Annotated in this window: 19 protein-coding genes and 3 pseudogenes; 5 read left to right on the forward strand and 17 right to left on the reverse strand. The window is 39.7% G+C overall.

The features are described from left to right. Nucleotides 1-47: 47 nt before the first annotated feature. A complete protein-coding gene (locus J7E66_RS27685; RefSeq protein WP_215006185.1) occupies nt 48-533 on the reverse strand; it encodes an Lrp/AsnC family transcriptional regulator in 486 nt (161 codons plus the stop codon). Between the two features lie 252 nt (nt 534-785). Here J7E66_RS27685 and J7E66_RS27690 point away from each other — a divergent pair, with 252 nt between their 5' ends. The 3 genes from J7E66_RS27690 to J7E66_RS27700 all read left to right on the forward strand — a co-directional run bounded on the left by J7E66_RS27690 (nt 786) and on the right by J7E66_RS27700 (nt 2,571). Beyond that, on the forward strand, nt 786-1,721 hold the full coding sequence (locus J7E66_RS27690; protein WP_215006188.1) for a DMT family transporter: 936 nt from the start codon (nt 786-788) through the stop codon (nt 1,719-1,721). A 557-nt stretch (nt 1,722-2,278) separates the two neighbouring features. Beyond that, complete coding sequence (locus tag J7E66_RS27695; protein ID WP_215006191.1) at nt 2,279-2,392, forward strand: YjcZ family sporulation protein; 114 nt, start codon at nt 2,279-2,281, stop codon at nt 2,390-2,392. Between the two features lie 32 nt (nt 2,393-2,424). Next, nucleotides 2,425-2,571: a YjcZ family sporulation protein gene (locus tag J7E66_RS27700; protein ID WP_215006194.1), complete on the forward strand. Its 147-nt coding sequence runs from the start codon at nt 2,425-2,427 to the stop codon at nt 2,569-2,571. A gap of 254 nt (nt 2,572-2,825) precedes the next feature. Here the strand turns inward: J7E66_RS27700 and J7E66_RS27705 are convergent. Then, a pseudogene (locus J7E66_RS27705) lies at nt 2,826-3,062 on the reverse strand (VOC family protein); the annotation flags it as partial. 25 nt (nt 3,063-3,087) lie between these two features. On the opposite strand from J7E66_RS27705, the pseudogene J7E66_RS33000 reads away from it, so the two are divergent. Next, a pseudogene (locus J7E66_RS33000) lies at nt 3,088-3,404 on the forward strand (NAD(P)-dependent oxidoreductase); the annotation flags it as partial. Between the two features lie 160 nt (nt 3,405-3,564). Here J7E66_RS33000 and J7E66_RS27710 read toward each other — a convergent pair. From J7E66_RS27710 to J7E66_RS27770, 13 genes are all read right to left on the reverse strand, one after another. Then, on the reverse strand, nt 3,565-4,203 hold the full coding sequence (locus tag J7E66_RS27710) for a cysteine hydrolase family protein (RefSeq protein WP_215006197.1): 639 nt from the start codon (nt 4,201-4,203) through the stop codon (nt 3,565-3,567). Between the two features lie 524 nt (nt 4,204-4,727). Next, complete coding sequence (locus tag J7E66_RS27715; RefSeq protein WP_215006200.1) at nt 4,728-4,937, reverse strand: hypothetical protein; 210 nt, start codon at nt 4,935-4,937, stop codon at nt 4,728-4,730. A gap of 24 nt (nt 4,938-4,961) precedes the next feature. Beyond that, nucleotides 4,962-6,131 carry a YhgE/Pip domain-containing protein gene (locus tag J7E66_RS27720; protein WP_215006203.1) on the reverse strand — a complete coding sequence of 390 codons (1,170 nt, stop codon included), beginning with the start codon at nt 6,129-6,131 and terminating at the stop codon, nt 4,962-4,964. Nucleotides 6,132-6,636: 505 nt separating this feature from the next. Next, nucleotides 6,637-7,383 carry an SDR family oxidoreductase gene (locus J7E66_RS27725; protein ID WP_215006206.1) on the reverse strand — a complete coding sequence of 249 codons (747 nt, stop codon included), beginning with the start codon at nt 7,381-7,383 and terminating at the stop codon, nt 6,637-6,639. Between the two features lie 163 nt (nt 7,384-7,546). Beyond that, the gene (locus tag J7E66_RS27730) at nt 7,547-8,011 is read right to left on the reverse strand and encodes a MarR family winged helix-turn-helix transcriptional regulator (protein ID WP_215006208.1); all 465 of its coding nucleotides are present in this window, start codon (nt 8,009-8,011) and stop codon (nt 7,547-7,549) included. A 339-nt stretch (nt 8,012-8,350) separates the two neighbouring features. Further along, nucleotides 8,351-9,049, reverse strand: coding sequence for a YetF domain-containing protein (locus J7E66_RS27735; RefSeq protein WP_215006211.1), 699 nt, complete (start codon nt 9,047-9,049; stop codon nt 8,351-8,353). A 392-nt stretch (nt 9,050-9,441) separates the two neighbouring features. Beyond that, complete coding sequence (gene fabF, locus J7E66_RS27740; protein ID WP_215006213.1) at nt 9,442-10,677, reverse strand: beta-ketoacyl-ACP synthase II; 1,236 nt, start codon at nt 10,675-10,677, stop codon at nt 9,442-9,444. Between the two features lie 311 nt (nt 10,678-10,988). Next, complete coding sequence (locus J7E66_RS27745) at nt 10,989-12,383, reverse strand: MFS transporter (RefSeq protein ID WP_215006216.1); 1,395 nt, start codon at nt 12,381-12,383, stop codon at nt 10,989-10,991. 154 nt (nt 12,384-12,537) lie between these two features. Next, the gene (locus tag J7E66_RS27750) at nt 12,538-13,257 is read right to left on the reverse strand and encodes an SDR family oxidoreductase (RefSeq protein WP_215006219.1); all 720 of its coding nucleotides are present in this window, start codon (nt 13,255-13,257) and stop codon (nt 12,538-12,540) included. A gap of 170 nt (nt 13,258-13,427) precedes the next feature. After that, the gene (locus J7E66_RS27755; RefSeq protein ID WP_215006222.1) at nt 13,428-14,030 is read right to left on the reverse strand and encodes a TetR/AcrR family transcriptional regulator; all 603 of its coding nucleotides are present in this window, start codon (nt 14,028-14,030) and stop codon (nt 13,428-13,430) included. A gap of 345 nt (nt 14,031-14,375) precedes the next feature. After that, the gene (locus J7E66_RS27760) at nt 14,376-15,374 is read right to left on the reverse strand and encodes an NADP-dependent oxidoreductase (protein ID WP_215006225.1); all 999 of its coding nucleotides are present in this window, start codon (nt 15,372-15,374) and stop codon (nt 14,376-14,378) included. A gap of 521 nt (nt 15,375-15,895) precedes the next feature. Continuing rightward, complete coding sequence (locus J7E66_RS32130) at nt 15,896-16,105, reverse strand: oxidoreductase (protein WP_308162607.1); 210 nt, start codon at nt 16,103-16,105, stop codon at nt 15,896-15,898. 374 nt (nt 16,106-16,479) lie between these two features. Then, nucleotides 16,480-17,058, reverse strand: coding sequence for a TetR/AcrR family transcriptional regulator (locus J7E66_RS27770; RefSeq protein ID WP_215006228.1), 579 nt, complete (start codon nt 17,056-17,058; stop codon nt 16,480-16,482). 237 nt (nt 17,059-17,295) lie between these two features. Here J7E66_RS27770 and J7E66_RS27775 point away from each other — a divergent pair, with 237 nt between their 5' ends. Then, a complete protein-coding gene (locus J7E66_RS27775; protein WP_215006231.1) occupies nt 17,296-17,484 on the forward strand; it encodes a hypothetical protein in 189 nt (62 codons plus the stop codon). A gap of 272 nt (nt 17,485-17,756) precedes the next feature. Here the strand turns inward: J7E66_RS27775 and J7E66_RS32135 are convergent. After that, nucleotides 17,757-18,042, reverse strand: a pseudogene (locus J7E66_RS32135) (IS3 family transposase); the annotation flags it as partial. Nucleotides 18,043-18,289: 247 nt separating this feature from the next. Further along, the gene (locus J7E66_RS27785) at nt 18,290-18,808 is read right to left on the reverse strand and encodes a YfiT family bacillithiol transferase (RefSeq protein ID WP_215006237.1); all 519 of its coding nucleotides are present in this window, start codon (nt 18,806-18,808) and stop codon (nt 18,290-18,292) included. Nucleotides 18,809-19,317 lie beyond the last annotated feature (509 nt).

Here is a 19,317-nt window from a genome sequence, read left to right on the forward strand (position 1 = left end):
CGTTACTATTTTCAGGATAGTTCAATACGCCGTGCATGGAGCCACTTTCAGATTTCACCTTTCAATATAGGCAAAACTGTGGAATATTTTATTTCTCTTAACGATAAGTTAGTTTGAATTCGTGATATGCCAAGCCTATTTAACTTTCTTATAAAGCTATCCAATCCCTTCCTATCCCTAATAACTACCTTTATAAGATAATCATATTCTCCTGTTAAACAATGACATTCTAATACTTCTGTCATAGCTTTTAAGGCATTTTCCAAAACTTCCAATTGTTCAGCTTGATGAATATTTGTGCTAATAAAAACATAGCAAAGTAAATCGAACCCAAGCTTCTCTTGATTTAAAATTGCGACTTGCCTATCGATAAACCCTTCACTTTCTAATCGTTTTATCCTTGTGTGTGTCGCTGGCGGGGACAAATTGACACGTCTTGCAAGTTCAGCATTACTTAACTGAGCTTCTTTTTGCATTATATCTAAAATTTGAATATCAACATCATCTAAAATTTTGCTTACAAAAGATTCCATGCAATCTTCTCCCTTAATAATTATTCAAAATTCAGGTCTTTTTCAATAAATTAACTTAATTTTATTCTTTAATATTTCACTTTTCATTTTAATTATTTCAATTTTATTGAATTATACAAAATGTTATGTTGTAAAATCAATAAAAATGTTATGATCATTAATAAATCGAAATGGAATATTCTAAATGTCATTGTGCACAATGGCTTCTATCTTTTTCACTGTACTAATGAAAAATCAAAGGAGCTAAATGGTATGGCTAAATTTTATGTTTTATTGCTGCTTTTAACAAGCTTGCTATGGGGAGGAAATTTTGTAGTTGGAAAATCTCTTGTCGGTCATGCTTCTCCGTTGACCTTGACGAGCTTAAGATGGATGATTGCTATTGTTATTCTTCTACCAATGGTATGGTGGAAAGAAAAAAGGATACTACCCTCACGAGATGCCATTCTTCCCATATTTTTCATGGGAATCACAGGAGTTGTTTTATTTAATCTCTTTCAATTTTTAGCATTGGAACGAACAACCTCGACTAATGTTGGATTAATTTCCACATTAAATACCATCTCGATTTCCGTTTTTTCATTTATCTTTTTAAGAGAGAGAATTAACGTACTACAAATATTTTCAATGATTATTTCGCTTTTGGGTGTACTTCTCGTTCTTTCCAAAGGAAAGATCAACCTATTATTGTCAGTACATTTTAATACAGGCGATTTATGGATGATGGTAGCTGTATGCGTGTGGGGAATATACTCTGTGTGCAGTAGGTGGGCAATGAGAACGACATCACCGTTAATGGCTACATTGTACTCTGGAATATTTGGACTTCTCGTTGTTCTTCCATTTAACATTTTTGATTTTACTATTTCCAATATCAATCATTCTTTCATTCAATCCATTTTATATACAGGTGTTATCTCTACTGTCGTTTGTATGGTATTATGGAATATTGGTATACAGAAATTAGGTACTATAACATCTGGTATTTTCTTAAATTTCAATCCAGTTTTCACTGCAATTTTAGCGTTTATATTTTTAGGAGAACAATTGTCATGGGTACAGGGAATTGGGGGATTCATTGTGATCTTAGGATGTTATTTATTTTCACACTTTAAGACAAGTGTAATCTCTCATACAACGGATTTATCTGCGAAGCCAGTACCAAACTCTAAGTTGGTCATCCGTTAGTTATTAAAGTAAGCCGATCGTTATGATAAAGCCGTCTATTGACGGCTCCGATCTTCCACTCAAATAAGAATAAAAGACCGCGCAGCGATCCTTCTTGAGCTCTAGCACCCGTTACTTTAAGTACATTTCTTCACAAACTTAACTCTTCCCTTTAGCCTACCTTCATCCGAAAGGTTAATTTGTATCAATTATGGTTGGTACAGTAAATTATTTCTAAGAAGAACCTAAAAAAAGCCCTATCTTGAAGGGCTTTTTTTGATTGAGACTATCCCAGTTTTAACGTGTAAGTCTATTGCTTGAATATGTCTTTTAGCGGCTACTTTCTAGATTATGCATCTGTTTATTATGAAGAACCAAGTAGTTAAGCCTTTTTATTTTTATTTTTAATTTAACTAAGCATTTTTAGCGTTAAGGAGTCTTTTATTCGCTACATAATGCAGTATCGTGTAATGATTTTCTCTAATAGTATAGATTGGGCTTTTGTATTTCGCAAAAGCCCTGACACCTTTTGGATTTAATCATATTTTGTATTGAATAGATGTAAAGGAGGTTATTAAATGGATGGTGTAGGAGCTGGTGGAGGTTTTGCTTTAATCGTTGTCTTGTTTATCCTGCTTATTATTATTGGAGCGTCCTTTTTGGGCGGAGGATATGGTGGAGGATTTTATTAATTAAATAATACTGATTGAAAGGGGGATTATTTATGTTCGGTTATGGAGGATTCGGCGGCGGCTTTGGTGGCTGTGGTGGCTACGGTTACGGTGGCGGCTTTGGTTATGGCGGAGGTTTTGCCTTAATCGTTGTCTTGTTTATTTTATTAATTATCATTGGAGCAACTGTCTTTTATTAATTAAAAGCATCCAACCTAATTTTTTTCAGATAAAAAAGCCCCGTTTTAGGGCTTTTTTATCTGGCTTTAATGCACCGAACGCATAATAAAGCACTGAGGAAGTAAAATGTATGGCGGTATGGCTGATGCTCACTTCTAGCTTATGCACTAGTATATATAAAGCATCATCAGATTAAGCCCTTATTTTATATTATAATTTCTATACCTAATACCCCTAGGGGAGTTTGATGCTCTTTTTTGGGTCTTTCCACTTATTCATTAGATAATTCGAACAAAATCCCATTAGGCTCTCTGAAATATAACGCTTTAAAATAATAGCGTTCGTCCTTGCCAGAATTCGGCAACTGAGCTTCCTTCAATCGTTGTGCCCATTTTTCGTATTCTTCTTCGTTTGGAACACGGAAAGCAACATGATGGACTCCTCCACGATCTAATCGCGCTCTAGGAAGGTCTTTCCTTGTTTCAATATGAACCTCTGCACCGCTGAAGCCTCCTCTGTTGCATCTAATATTTAACGGCCTAAATACTGATGGCACAACCACTCTCTCAGAAAGTATGCCACTTATTATCGAAGCAATGGAAAACGAAGGTATAAAACGAATAATAATTTATAGGAACAGCGGGTATTTTGCAAAAGTAGAACCACACCAAATTCTTTGCGTTATCAATCAAGTGAATCAAAGCAGAAGTCAACCCGTGCAGCGAAAGAACATCATAAAGTTTACGATGTATATGCTCAAACAATCAACCCTCGAATGGACGATTATCTTCCTACGTACTTGCCGGATGGAGAAAGGGTAGGCAAATTTCGAATAGACCGAAATTTTTTGCTGTAGGGTGGAGCTGAAATATCCGTACCGGATAAAGCAGAATGGTGAAGTTAGCAATAAAACAGCGACAGGCTAGAACTTTTTTTGCTCCTCCTAGGCTACCACTGTTTTTATTGTTGGGGCTTGTCAAAATAAGCATGGTCGTTTTTTGTCCATCAACCGTTTAGGTCAAAAACTGGGGGGATTGGAGAGCGTGCATCTGCCAAAAGGAAACAACCTGTTCCGTATCTGCCACCATTCCAAAATAGGTATCCACGGTTTTTAAGGTCATATCGTGTTCTTCCTGCGAAAAAGCCGCACAGGCATCTTTCATGAGCAAGATTCGATAATCCAGCATAAACCCGTCTCTGGCGGTTGATTCCACGCAAAGATTCGTGCTGACTCCTGTTATAATCAAGGTTTCGATTTTAAGAGTTCGCAATATGGACTCCAGCATAGTATGAATGAAGCCGCTGTAACGATGCTTCTTCACAATGATGTCATTCGACTGCGGCGTAACTTCGTAAAATTCCGCTCCCCAGCTCCCTGTCTGGCAAATCGGGTTGACTCCATCCGGAAAGCGGGAAAGCCAAACCTCGGAATCAGTCGACTTATCATGATTGGTCTGCAAAAAAATGATTGGAACGGAGTGCTCTCTTGCCGCATCCAACAAGCTACGCAAGTTCGGAATTATTTTTTTGACCGCGCTGACATCGCTTCCGCTTTTGGCAATTGCTCCATCGGGATGGCAATAATCGTTTTGCACATCCACGACGATGACGGTCGTGTTTTTCCGTTCCAAGTTCTTTTTTAATTTTTCCAACCTTTTCACCCCTTTACCATGCTTATTATTCCAATTCGATGCCACAAATATTACAACATGCACATTAGGTCTATTCACCCCGTTCAGGTGAGATCACCCTTCGCTCCCCAAAAAACCTAATATGTCAATAAGCAGGTGAACCAGAAACCATTTGAATCGATAAAATAACTTTGTGAAGAAATGTACTGATATGAACGAAACTGTCATGCTCCCTACCCAAATTGATTTTGGTTTCAGTTTTTGGGTAACTCTAAGCATTTTGATATTAAAAAGTTAGAAAATATTTTTTATGAAGGCGATTTTGAGCTTATATGAAAACAGTGATTTACGGTCAATATTCCCCTTGATATCAGCACATATTGGGGTGTGAAGTGCTCGTGGAAGGATTGTCCTGCAATTACGGATTATTCCTGTTCTATTTCCTAGCTATGCTGATGGTTCACAACGTTGTAGAATAAAATATTGTTATGTATTTCGGGTTGATGCAGAGCATGATCTAGCTTATTCCCTGCTCCAACCGTTCCTTACATACCATATACAACAATTTTATCTAAATCAATGAGCCCTTCCCTCACCATTGGTGCAAGTGCAAGGATTATAGATGAGGAGAAAAACCCAGGATTTGCGACAATTCTCGTACCCTTAATGTCATTTCGAAATAGTTCGGTTATTCCATAGACCGCTTCTGCTACCAAATTCCATTGGCTATGCGTTTTGACGTATACCCGTTCCAATCCTCTTTGTTTTTCAATCGAAAGTCAGCATTCGGCCGGTGCGGTAGCAGGTGCTGGCGCGGTTTCGCGCTTCCTGCGGCTGACGGCAACACCGGCAGCGCTGATAGCGAGACATACGACCAATATCCATACAAGCGTCATGGCGCTCGCACCCAAGCTCGGACCGCCGAAAAGCAGGTTCATGATCCCCTCCACCGCATAAGTGGCCGGCAAATAGTCGCTCACCCGATTATAAAACGAGCCCAGCAGCTCGCGCGGTACAATCGCTCCGGAAGAAACCAACTGTGTCGAAAGCATGAGGATGTTAAGAAACATGCCCGCGTTGCCGAACAGAATCAGGAACATTTGAGCGAAAAACATGAATGCGAGTAACACGAGCGACACGAAGCCCCACATCGTGGCAAAGCTGACGACGGATTGCCCGCCGAGCAAATGAACCATCGTCGTACTGACGAGTCCGATCAACACCGCCGCAATGACGTTGAGCATCACTCTGGCGCCGAATGCGTTCCACCTGCCGTATTGCCGTGAGACGATATTGACGGAAATCTGTAGGTTCTGCGCTTTGATCATCGATCCGACGAAGCAAGCGAGGACGAGCATCATCGGCACCATCTGGTTGTGCATACCGTTCACTTTGTTGTACGTCTGTATGTCGGATGTGACGCGTTCGGACAGTCCTTGCGCCATCTGATGTGCATGGGCGGTCGGGAAATTCGGGCTTACCTGCGTCAGTTTCGCTTGCGCTCCTGCGGCAATCGCCTGCTTATTGGCAAGCGCGGTAACGTTGCCGGCAACCGATTGCATAATGCTCTTAATGAGTTGCGGGTTCGATTCGTTCAAGTAGTAATGGATTTGCGCCGTTTGACCTGGAGTTTGCAGCTGCTTGGAGAAATCGGATGCCAGATACAGCACCATCTGCACGTCTCGTTTGTTCAACTTCGTTTGGGCGGCGGACAACGAATCCATCCTCTCGATTCGGAAAGGCAGGTTCCCGGCAAGTCCGTCAGCGATGTTAGACCCGAGTCCTTGATCTTCGTTAACGATGGCGATAATCAAATTCTTGGTGTTGTCGGTAATTCCGTTGTAGCCTGTCATCCATACGATACTAAAAATGAGCTGAAACATCAATGCCACAACAACTCCGATAATCGTCGTGGGCTGGCGAAGCAATGCGATTATTGCATTTTTCATGGCACATCTCTCCTTTTGTCATAATTAAATGTCTGTATAATTAAACGTGTGTTTAAAATGTACGGCTCATTTTTCCATCCGTTGATAGGTTTTCAAAACTCTTTTCCTCCCATCGAGAGATTTCAAGCATAATTTTGCCGGAACGGCAAGGAAATGCTGCAAAGAACCCGCGACAAAGAAATGGTTCAAATCACAATATATCCGGGAGTAGCAGCCTCAACTCCTGGTTCAGTCATTCAACTATCGTACCCGTTAGAGCTGAATTGTTGAGCTGCTTTTTTTACTGCCCATAACTGATGTTCATGAAATAACAATTCATAAGCTTGTTCTATAATCTAAATAGAAGTAAAAAGGAAGGCATGGACCGCATTCATACCTTCCTTTTGCAGCGCTTGGTTAATACGAGCTTCATAGCATAAAATACTGTCTCTGAGCTTCTCCAATTGACGAATGCGGAAATCAATTCTCAGCGTTTGCTTCGACTCGAAAAATTGACGGTGCTCACCTAGAATGCGCTCGACATCATATCGTTGAACTGGGTCACAAAAGCGCCTTCGTTCGGGCCCGGGTTATTTCGAAGCATTTTCGCTTCTTCCACCAGAACCTCGTCTGTATTCGTACCAAGTACATTCATCGTTGCTTCAATGAATTGCGTAAGCGGCATCGCGTGCGGATTGTTGAGATTCATCAGATCCGTTTGAACCCCCGGCGGCGCCATTTCGAGTACTTTTACCGAAGTGTCTTTAAGCATGTACCGTTGAGAAAGCGAGTAGGAATGGAGTGCTGCTTTCGTCGCCGAATATACAGCGGTCATCGCTAGCGGCACGAATCCAAGTACCGAAGTCGTGTTGATGATAACCGCTTCTTCTTTGGACTTCAAATGCTCTATTAACGCAGACGTCATACGGATTGGCCCAAGCAAGTTTGTCGTGACAGTCGAAACCAAAACATCTTCGTCGATCACGCCCGCTGCGGTATCGGGCAGCATGATGCCGGCGTTGTTAAACAAGACATTTAAATCCGGGTATTCTTCGATTAACTGCTTGGCGACCGCCTTTATGCTGTCAGGATCCTGTACATTCAACTCTACTCCGGACATCCCGGGATTCGCTTTAATCGTGTCCTCCAGACGCTCTTTTCGCCGCCCAGAGATGATAACTTTGTTTCCAAGTTTGTGTAAAGCTTCTGCTAGACCACGGCCAATTCCCGTACCGCCGCCTGTAATAAAAATCGTGTTTCCTGTAAGCTTCATTTGTAAACCCTCCAAAAAATAATTTAATTTACCTTCATCTAAGGGATCATATACATTATCGAAGGAACATTAATACATGTTCATCGTGAGCCGCGGCATACTGAGACAGAAATCCATGCCCCGAATCGAGTTAAGTGTATATACACCTTTTTGATAAAAAAAATTAACCTTGCCTGTTCAGCTTAACGATATCAGACAATTGACCAAGCAAACCTTTATAACGGTCATCGCCCATATAGTCTCGAATACGGGTTTGCGCCTGTTCCCATAACGGCAGCGCACGCTTAAGAAGGTCCCGGCCTTCGGGTGTCAGAGCAATAAATCGTTTCCTGCGATCCTCCCCTTCCGTGATCGACACCCAGCCTTGTCTCTCAAGCGGCTTGAGATCTCGTGGCAATGTGGTCCGGGCCATCAGAAGAATTTCGGAGAGAGATGTAATGGTGACAGACCCAACCTGTTCAAGAGCCATCAACAATGACAACTGTGTAGACCGAAGCCCAACTGGTCTTAAATATTCATCATATAAACTGGTAATGAACCGGGACGCCTTTCTTAAATTCAAGCTAGCGCACTCTGCTGCATAATCGGTCGACTCTGAAAAATCTTCCGTTGAATTTTGCTCTCTCATAATTTTCACCAACCTTTCCTACAATCAAGAAGATATACTCCAACTGTTGATTTGTTTTCTCATAATTACGAGTATATACACGTATTGTGTCGATGTCAATCTTTATAATCATCTTAAACCTTAACAATCACCTCTATTTGTTTACATAGTTGTAACCCTCATTTACAAACCTTCCCTTTTAGTCGAATATTCAAAAAGCCACCAAGAATGTAGCAGCAGGATCTTAAACTCTTGCACTCGTTACTTTAAGTATAAAAATTCACAATAATTCGAACAAAATTGACCAAAATTCTATCAACAAAGGGAAAAAAGAGGGATATTAATCTCTCCAAAAAAAGGTTAGTGTAGAATGTCATTTTTAGTATCAATAAAAAGTGTACCATCCTTCTGAACCTCAGCATAAAACACGTCCGATATAGAATCAATACCTGATAGTTTTAATTGCTTTTCTAACCATATCTTATCGAGATTTAACCTTTCTAAGTTCTCTTCCTTAATTTCACCATCGGAAATTACAGAGGTAGAAATAGGGAAAGCATTATCATTATTCTGTTTAATATTCACGTCACTCTTTGTCAAAGGCAGCTTTGGTTCTTTTTTCATGACAGAAAGAGTTCCATCTGTTTCAAAAATTGCATAATCTACATCTGATACAGCAAATACATTTTTTTTACGCAATTGTGTATTTAAAGCGTCAAGGTCTAAACGAACTTTACGAAGTGCTTCATCCATTATCTTACCTTTTTTTATAAGAATTACTGGTTGACCTTCTATTGCATAACGAAATTTTGAGGATTTTAAATCCAAAAATCCAGTGATAACCGTAAAAACACTCCAAGCAACTAACGCTATTAACCCATTTGTGATACTTATTGATGGGTCTATTGCAAGGGAAGCACCTAATGTACCAATTGAAATAGCAGATACAAAATTAAAAAAGGTCATTTGAGATATTTCTTTTCTTCCCATAAGCCTTGTTAAAGCTATTAATGCAATAAAGGCAATAGCAAGCCTAAGAACTAATTCCGAAATTGGCATAAATAAACTCCTTTGTATTTTTTTATGTAATCCCTTTCCAACCTATTTAATTTATATTATTATCCATTTGTTATTTTGTATTACGAACATATTGTGCTATTGATGGCAGCACGATCTTCAACATAAGCACCCGATAGTTTAAGTGGAATCCTTCACAATCACTTCTACACATTAATAAACTCCAATCCCTAATAAGTATTGTTCCAGAATCCGGTAAAATACAAAAAGACGCCTTCTTATTCAAGAAAAGCGCCCGATTGTGAAATATCGAAAAATATAAGGAGCTGCAAAAATGTCTCCTTAGTTATTTTACTAAAACATCGAGATAGTTAGGGGTTTAAACGTTAAAATAATATTTAACCTATCAATTAGTCCCTTTACTACAGTCTTATCTATATAGAAAACTTTTTAAATACCAACACGGCATTATGTCCGCCAAAACCAAAACCATTAGAAATAGCATAGTTTATTTTTGTCTTAGCAGCATGATTTGGAGTATAATCTAAATCACAATCCACATCTGGTGTTTCGTAATTAATAGTTGGAGGAACTATATCTTCCATAATACTTTTGAGTGTTATAACAGCCTCAATCCCACCAGCTGCCCCAAAAAGATGTCCAGTCATTGATTTCGTGGAACTTACCTTTAAGTTATAAGCATGAGCACCAAAAACACTTTTAATCGCTTTGGTCTCTGATTTATCTCCTTCAGGGGTGCTTGTCCCATGCGCATTTATATAATCCACATCAGTGGATTTTATATTCCCCATATCTAAAGCCAATCTCATCGCATTTGCTGCTCCGGTGTAATCAGGGGAAGTCATATGATAGGCATCTGTTGTGGAACCATAACCTACGATTTCTCCTAAAATTGTTGCTCCTCGTTCTCTCGCGTGTTCATACTCTTCCAGGAATAAAACACCTGCTCCTTCAGACATGACAAAGCCATCACGCCTGCTATCAAATGGGCGACTTGCCTTTTCTGGAAAATCATTAAAAGTAGACATTGCTCTCATTCTTGAGAACCCAGCAAAAGCTAATGGATTAATAGGAGCTTCAGCCCCTCCAGCTAATATGCCATCAGAATATCCATGTCGAATATTTAAAAAAGCCTCACCAATTGCTTGATTCCCTGTTGCACAAGCAGAAACAGGTGAAAAGCTGGGTCCCTTAAAACCCGTTTTTATAGAAATAACTCCCGACGCCATATTACTAATCATCATAGGAACCATAAATGGAGAAACTTTTCTTGGTCCTCTTTCAATTAAAGCTTTATGATTATCTAATGTAGTATTAATCCCCCCAATACCGGAACCAATATAAACCCCTAATCGCTCCTTATTAACATTTTGTAAATCTAGATTCGCCTGTTCTAAAGCTTGTTGAGCAGCAGCAACAGCATATTGTACGAATAAGTCATATTTTCCTAATTCTTTTTTATCGAGATATTGCTCTGCGTCAAAGTCGGTAATATAACCTGCAATTTGGGTGCTAATATTGTTAAAGTCTTCAGAATTAATTTTTTTGATTCCTGACTTACCTTCTTTAATATTAGCCCAGAACGCTTGAACCGTATTTCCTAACGGTGAAACGACTCCATATCCTGTCACTACAACTCTTCGTGCCATCAACAACACTCCTCTATCATTCTTTTTCACATACTATTTCAAAAGATCTTTAAGTTGTTTCAATAATTTCGAAAAGAAATTATCTCCTAATACATGCTTATATTGTAATCCGCCTTTGGTACTTGAGATGAGAAGAACTGCTAATGCGTCCAAAATAATATTCGGAACTTGTTTTTAAAAAAAATAACTTGAGTTTTTCCTAAAGGATGTCACAAGTCATTTTCCATCTTCTGGTCAAATGGACTCAAAATCGACGTTTGCTACCTCTATATAACCCGTTTTGGATTTATCTCGGACTTATCGCACCTTCGCTAGACGCGAGCTTTAATGTCAATTTGTACCGGCATAGATTGCTTTTTTGACCTATAAAAAAGCGAGCAGACAATAGCTATACCTGCAATGACCGTCATTCCCCAAAAAATATTCGCGTAAGCATTCGGGAGGGGGAGATTTTTCTGCAAGGCGATCGAAATGCCAGTAACGGCAACGCTGAAGGCTCCGCCTAAAAATTGCAATAGCTGGAACAAGCCCATTCCCGCGCCGGTCTGCTCTTTAGGCACAATGCGCGATATTTCATTGGATACGCTGGTAGTCAACGAGGAGAAGCTGATGCTAAGCAGCATGTAGCTTGCGACAATGGCATAGATTGAATGTACGGCCGTTAAGGCGAACAGGGCGGCAGCCAGAATAAGCAGCCACGGAGCATAACGAAATAGTATGCTGTTGCCGAAACGGTCTATCATTTTGCCGATCCAATTGGACGCAAGCATCGACAAGATAGCCCCGGGGAATAGAACTAGACCCGATTGGCCCGGAGTTAAGGCAAACAGATGGGCCAAAATTTGCGGAATAAGAAACAGCGTCACAAAGCTGCTCATATACGCCATGGTTCCAAGCGCGTTCAAGTTCATATACGGTTTGTTGCGAAACAGCGCCGGTTGGACGAAGGGATTGTCCGTGCGATGGATTCGCAACCAGAACAAGAGTAGAGCCACCAGCCCTACAACAAGCATCACCCAGGACCTGCTGGTCAAAAACAACAGCATTCCCGTAGTTCCCATTCCAATCAACACGGCTCCGGCTATGTCGAAGGAGCCCTTCTGTGCTTTCTCTTTCGGCAGTAGCCGATAGAAAACAGGGACGAGCAGCAGTGTAATTCCCGTAACGAGAAACAAGTCGTTCCAGCCGAAATATTGAATAATGGAGCCCCCGATGACTGGACCGAGGCCAAGGCCGAGAGAGCTTGCAGACATCACTGTAGCCATCGATTTACCTCGCCGCGATAATGGAATGTAGCGGGTGAGCAGCACGATTCCCAGAGCAGGTACAGAGGCGGCCCCTGAAGCTTGTATCAGCCTGGCGATGAGGAGCAGGATATAGTGATGGCTGAAAAAACCGAGAACTGATGCCGCGCCAACGGAGAGTAATCCGATCGTAAACAGCTTCCTAATAGGGACGAAATCGGATAATCGGGAATACGTGATGGAGGAAATGGCGAACACGATCGAGTAGCCTGTCACTATCCACGATGCCGCAACCGACGACAAGTCGAAATCTTTTGTAATTTGGGGCAAAGCCAGGTTGAACATCATCGTATTCATGACAACCAGGATGACGGTGAATCCGAGCAGCGGGATTACCAATCCTTCCTTGAAAGCTCCGGAGACATCTGCCGATGAATCGAGGAGTGTGGATTCGTTTTTCATACATATTACCTCCTTAATATCATAATGTCCTTGCCGTTCGATCGAATACAGACAGACATAAGAATACATAAAATAAAATTCGAAAGTTCGATTATTGGTTCCTAACCTTCGGTAGCTGCTTTGTATCCAAATATCCTGTGTGTAAGTATCGATTCTATAAGTTGTTACTTCTTTTAATACCTAATTGCGGGTAGAGGGAAGAAACTCCTCCGGCAAGGCCCTGTTGTAAATTCCGAGTTAGATCATCAGCAACAATCTCGTAGAGATCAGCTTCGATACCATCTATTGCGATTCTTGCGATGTCCTTTGGATCTGACTTAGGTGCTTGGATGTTGGCTGTCATGTCCGTGTCCATGTACGCTACGTGTAGTCCGGCAACCCTAACGTTATTAGGGGCTAAATTTAAGCGTAATGCATTCGTCATTCCCCATGCAGCGGATTTCGCAGCCGAGTACGCACCTGACTCACCTATACTGGCCCAAGATAACGCGGATAGGATATTCAGTATAGAGCCCCCTCCATTTTTTTCAATAATTGGAGCGAAAGCGCGAATCATAGATAATGTGCCGAAAACATGAGTGTCGAATTCCAACTGTATATCTTCCAGCTTACCTGTAAGGAGAGAAGCACCCGTTGAGGAACCGGCATTGTTGATCAGAAGGGTCACATCCCCAGCCGCTTCCGCCGCAGCAGTTACGGATTGGGGATTTGTAATATCGAGCTGCAGCGGAATAGCGCCCGGTAGATCGATTGATGCCGGGTTCCTCGCTCCGGCATATACTTTGGCTCCCCTCGCTAGAAGTTCAAGAGCTAGATGCTTGCCTAAACCTCTATTTGAACCACTGACAAGAGCAACTTGTTTAGAAATATCCATTTTTCACTACTCCCTTTTTTGAATGATCGTTCTTAAACTGTGAAAAAAAATCTAAACTACTTATGTGTTATACAAACTAAGAGCCAGACCGATAAAGAATGATCGTTCTTAAATAATTAGATGCATTCTATACAGCACAGATATACTATAGTTCATTTAAGAACGACCAGTCAACTATTATTTTTCTTATGCATTATCACGGACATAGCTACCTTACATACGTCCTCTAACACTTTGCGATCAGTTGCAGTTTTGGCCAGTACAAATAGACCATGCCTTGTATTTACTAAAAATCGAGCTAGTTCGCGTACGCTTAGGTTGTTGTTGATGACACCTGCTTGCTGAGCGCGCTGGAGAAAATTAAAAAAATGTGTCTCCATTTCGATTGTATAAGCTTCAATGCGTGAAGAGATAATAAGGTTAAAAGAACCAAGTTCCATTGCAGTATTCGCAATAAAACAGCCCCTTCGTTGCTTTTCATTACTCATAGCGATATCAATCAACTCGGTAAAAAATCGCTCCAATATTTCTTTTGGTTCTCCCGACTCCTCCAAAATAAGGAAGACCTGATCCTTATAGAGGTTGTGGAATCGATCCAAACACATTAGAAATAATTGATTTTTATCCCCAAACGTATCGTAAAGACTGCCTCGGTGAACCCCCGTATGCTCCACCAAATCTTGAATAGATGTTCTTTCAAACCCTTTGCTCCAGAACAGATCCAGAGCTTTATCGAGTACCGCCTTTTGATCAAACTCTCTTGGTCTCGCCATATCTACTCTCCCCCCTCATTTTTACGCAATTGCTTTGTTCCCTTTGCTTACGATACAGTTTAACAAAAAATTTATGGAAAGAGCAATTAATCTAAATCAGTCAACTACGGCATAATAGATAGATGGTTATATTTCACCCCTTGGATGGGAGCATATCAATTTCTTAGGCGAATACAAATTCAATTTTAGGCAGAATACGTCTCTCGATTCAAACAACAGGTCCCGATTGTTGAACACAAGTTAAACACCGTTCTTTAACTAGACTGCCCAGTTAGCTTAAGTACAATATTTCACAATCTTGCATTCTTGGATAAAAACTATTCTTCCACGTACTTAAATTTTAGATTAGAAGGTTACAATAACTTTGCCTTGTGAGTGTCCAGTAGAAACTTTTATTAATGCTTTGTTAATGTCATTAAAATTATAAATTGAATCAATAGAGGGCGTGATATTTTCTATTTCAACAAGATTAGTGATTCTTTGTAATTGACTGCCATTGGCGTGTACGAATAAAAAGTGATATTCATTTTTATGTTTACGTGCTAAAAAATCCACACGAGCACCCACTAAACCAAACAATAATTTTTTCCACATTGGAAAATTATTGTCAACTGCAAAGCGATAATTAGGTACGGCTTTTAACGATACTAACTTTCCTTGAGGTTTTAAGATACCGAGTTCTGCTTTTATCTCTTTTGTTCCCAGGGTGTCGATAACATAATCTATCTCAGATAAAATGTTGGCATAGTTTTCCTCATGATAATTTATGAATCTATCAGCGCCAATCGACAGTGTACGTGATCTACCTCTTTCACTGCCGCTTGTTATAACATATAACCCCATTGATTTGGCGATGGGGATTGCCATAGCACCAAAACCACCAGTTCCTCCAGGGATAAATAACTTTTTGTTAGGCTGAGCATTTAGTACGTCATTTAATGCTTGATAAGCAGTCAAAGCAGTGAGAGGCACAGCTGCTGCTTCAATAAAGGATAGATTTTTAGGCATTATGGATATAGCATCTTCATTGACGACCGCATATTCAGCAAAAGCTCCAATTTGATTAACTGGCAACATCGTATAAATGTGGTCACCAACGTGGAAGTTCTCAACATTCTTTCCAACAGCCTCAATAACGCCAGATAGTTCATTTCCTAAAGTTAATGGTAATTCATAATCAGAAATCATTCGAATACTTCCATTTAAAATAAGGACATCTAATGGATTAACACCTGCTGCTTTTACTTTAACGAGTACCTCCCGGCTATTAATTTCAGGTATTTTAACATCATTCAATTCCACTTTAACTTCTTTTGAATATTTCTGCATTTGAGCAGCTCTCATTTTTTCATCCTCTTCCTTTACAATGTTTTCGTGGCTTTTCAAGAAATGCAATCTCTAGCTTTGAATGGAGGTGACTCAAAACAAGAACCAGTGCTTGAAGGGTAAAGCCCAAGATTGCACCAAACGCCTGCAAATTCACGTAATTCAAGCGTCAAGCACTGATTTTCAGGATGAGCCCAAAAACGGCACAAACTTTTATAATATTAATTACTAAGACAGCTGTTTCCCACGATGTCTAATTCTTCACCCTATAAGCTATATTTACCCCTATTGAGTTTTTAATTCTTTCATCGTAGGATAATCCGTTTAACCCACGCTTCCGTTACCACCAAAGAATGTTATACGGTCTGCTTCATTGAAAGGAACCCTTTTTTGAGACGTTCTACTAAATCCGGATTAGCTAATGACCATACACCGACTTGTACCATATCAGTAACGCCATTATCAATATCTACACTACTATCTTCTAGAGCTCGACCAGCTCGATTGACTATAATGGATTTGACCAAATGGAACGAATTTCATGGAGCCAATACTTTTACAAGATGGAGATAAACTTCAGGAACTTGTTCACCTTCTTCAATCCCACCAAGAGGTGTCCCTGGTGAAATACGAAAGCCTGTTCTTTCTGCTCCAATTTCTTCAACGATTGCTTTCGTTATTTCGATAGCAAAGCAAGCACGATTCTCTATTGATCCACCGTATTTATCCGTTCGTTTATTAGAATTTATGTGCTCCTTTTATTTTTTAACTTTGGTACAACAAAATGCCTTCCTCCTCAAAACTACGAAAGTAATGATTTCCTTAAGGGGAAGTTTTGGACATAGGCAAGTCTCGCTATATGGGAATGGTCATTCTAAAAAGCACAAAAGAATGATCCCTTCATGGAGAGTGCTTTAAGTAAGGAAAGACTCACATACGAGAACGACCATTCTAAAAAATACAAAAGAATGATCCCTTCATGGAGAGAGCTTAAGCAAGGAAAGACTCACATACGAGAACGATCATTCTAAAAAATACATAAGCAATGATATCTTCTTAGGAGTAAGCTTTACAACAGCTCAGACTTACTCATATAGGAACTATAATTCTAAGAAAAAAATGATTATTTATCTAAAAGTTTTATGGATAAATTGGCTATACGGTGTAGTTTTTCTTTGGGAATTGAGGTTCTTGTCATTACCCTTAACCCAACACATACAGTATGCAGATGTTCCGCCAGTTCGCCGGCATCGTAATCTGAGGTAAATTCTCCCTCCTCCTGCCCACACAGAATAATATCCTTGAGTAGCTGCTCTGATAGTTTGAACGATTCAGTGGACTTTGAATCCACATCGGCATCGCGCATTGCCAATTCCACCGCCGAATTCACCATTAAACAGCCTGAAGGTGAGTTCTCTTCACCATATATCATGAAACTAAAAATAAACTGAAGAGCCTCCACTGCAGTCTTGGAGCGTTTAACTTCTCCCGTAAGCTCAGCACTGACTTTATCGTGAAATCGATCCATAGCTTTCAAAAAAAGCGTATGTTTGTCGCCAAACGTGTCATACAAACTTCTGCGATGGATTCCCATATGCTCTACCAGATCGGTCAAGGATGTCTTCTCATAACCTTGTGCCCAAAAGAGCTTCATCGCCTTGTCTAATACTACGTTCTCTTCGAATTCTTTACTTCTTGCCATTCTAAGTTCCTCCTCCTAACGTCAATATAACATTTTGAGAACGATCGGTAAATAAAATAAGCTCATAATACTTATTCCAAATATTATCAAATGTAGTAAAACTTATTCAGGTTCCAAACTTTCCAAATGGTGTCCTGTCAATTTTAATGACAGATGTGGTCTTGAAAAAAATCCAAGGTCATTTTTGGGGAATATTTTACGTAAACATTATATTTAGACGTTAAAAGGGGGAGCTTTATGGCGAATAGAACATTAAAGCTATCTAACGTAAGTATTTACCAACATAGAGCGGGGAATATAATTGTTACACTAGATAACAAAATTATTGGCGGTGTAAGTAGTGATCCGAATAGTGTACGGTACAACGAAAAGTTATTTAATACCTTTAAGGCGTTATTAGTTGCAGAAGGTAAATGGCTCGCATAAATTAACGGGCTTGCAAAATTGTAAAGGGTTCCGTTTTGAGGTGCTTTTCTGAAATTTAAAGCCGAAATGACAAAAGTTTAGACATAGCAATAGGTATATTAAAACGTAAAAACTCGCCGCATATTGGTGAGTATTCTTTATAAGGCCGATGAAGACCAAATCCCTTGGGAAAAACAGAGAATGTGGTCTTCATAAAGGCGATGAAGTCTAAATCACTTGGGCAAAACAGAGAATGTGGTCTTCATAAAGACGATTGGATTGTCAACACTAAACTAGACAATTTCATTAAGGTGCTCAAGTTTATAATCAATCGCTTATATAGCCAAGTGTTCCATGAATTCGTATGTGATTAAACCAATGGACATAGTCGTGTAATTCTCTTGTCAAATCTTCTAAACTATTAAAATGTTTAACTTTCACAAACTTTGTTTTAATGATTTTGAAAGTTGCCTCAGCTACGGCATTGTCATATGGGCAGCCCTTCATGCTTAATGATCGCTGTATTTTAAACGTCTCTAATGCATCGTCAATCAGTTTGTTTTTAAACTCATTTCCACGATATATTCTTCTAGATTTTCACTGTATTGTTCTTTGGTTGTACCATTAACCCCGGTTGCCTTCTAATTAGGAAGTTCGAAATGACATTGAACAAGAAACTGATGAAGAAATATAATATAGAAGAACAATAAGGGGTCTTTCAAACGAGATTTCACTTTACCTTTCGTAAAAAAGACCTGCGTTGTATATTAAGCAGACCTTGAACTCTAGCACCCGTTACTTTAAGTGTAATCGTTCACAAAGACCCTTACCAGCTCTTACGACTACACAAAGAAGTAATATGTGCAAGATGATGTCTACCGTGCCAAGCGTAGATTCCTATATTTTTACCTACTGAAACTTCCCCTGAATCTGGGTGTATAAATGTCTTTTCCATATCCGCAGGACTTAGACTACGTAAAAGGTTTGTCCAGCGTTTGTGCAATGCTTCGAGCAGTGATAGTGAAATATCAATTGGCAATTTATAATCAGAAAGTTCCGCCCATTTCGTTTCGTCATATGGCTTAATTACAGGTTTTTCTTCCGTAAGAGCCAATTTAAAGCGAACGTAGGCATTCATATGGCTATCCGCAAGGTGATGTATTACTTGTCTAAGAGTCCACCCTCCTGAACGATAAGGTGTATCAAGCTGTTCATTATCTAAGTACTTTACAGCATCTCGTAATAAACTTGGTAATTCTTCAATCTCATTTATCCAGTCCTTTGTAACACCTTTAGTAATATCACCATCAAATTGAAATTTTCCAATTGGATATTTCATATCCATCTACTACTCCTCCTATAAAATCCCTTGAAATTTTTTTGGTTAACTAAATGAAATGTATAAAAATATAATTCTATATCATTTCTTAAAATCCTTTACAGCTATATATGTTCTTTATACTGATAGGTAAGGGTTTGAAGTTATCGCTCTCTTTTCCCCCCGTCCACACCAGTACGTGCGGCTTTCACCGCATCATTTCGCACAACTATTGCTCCGTTAGTTGAACAATAGGTCATTGAGGCATTTCAAATTCAAATCGACCTTTGAAGATTTTTAATTGGTTTTTGACATCTTCTAATTCCACATAGGATGTATGTGCGTACTGAATAATTTGCTCATCGATCATCTGAGCATTAATAAGATTGCGAATTATCCTGTATCTTTCGTTAACCGCACCTGTTGCTTTTCCTAATTTATAGCCGTCATCCCAAGCTTTGTCATAGCACTTTACACAGTGTAAACATTCTTCACGACCTTCCTTGACGAAACCGTGAATCGGCTACACTTAACTG

It is taken from the genome of Bacillus sp. ISL-7 (assembly GCF_018613065.1).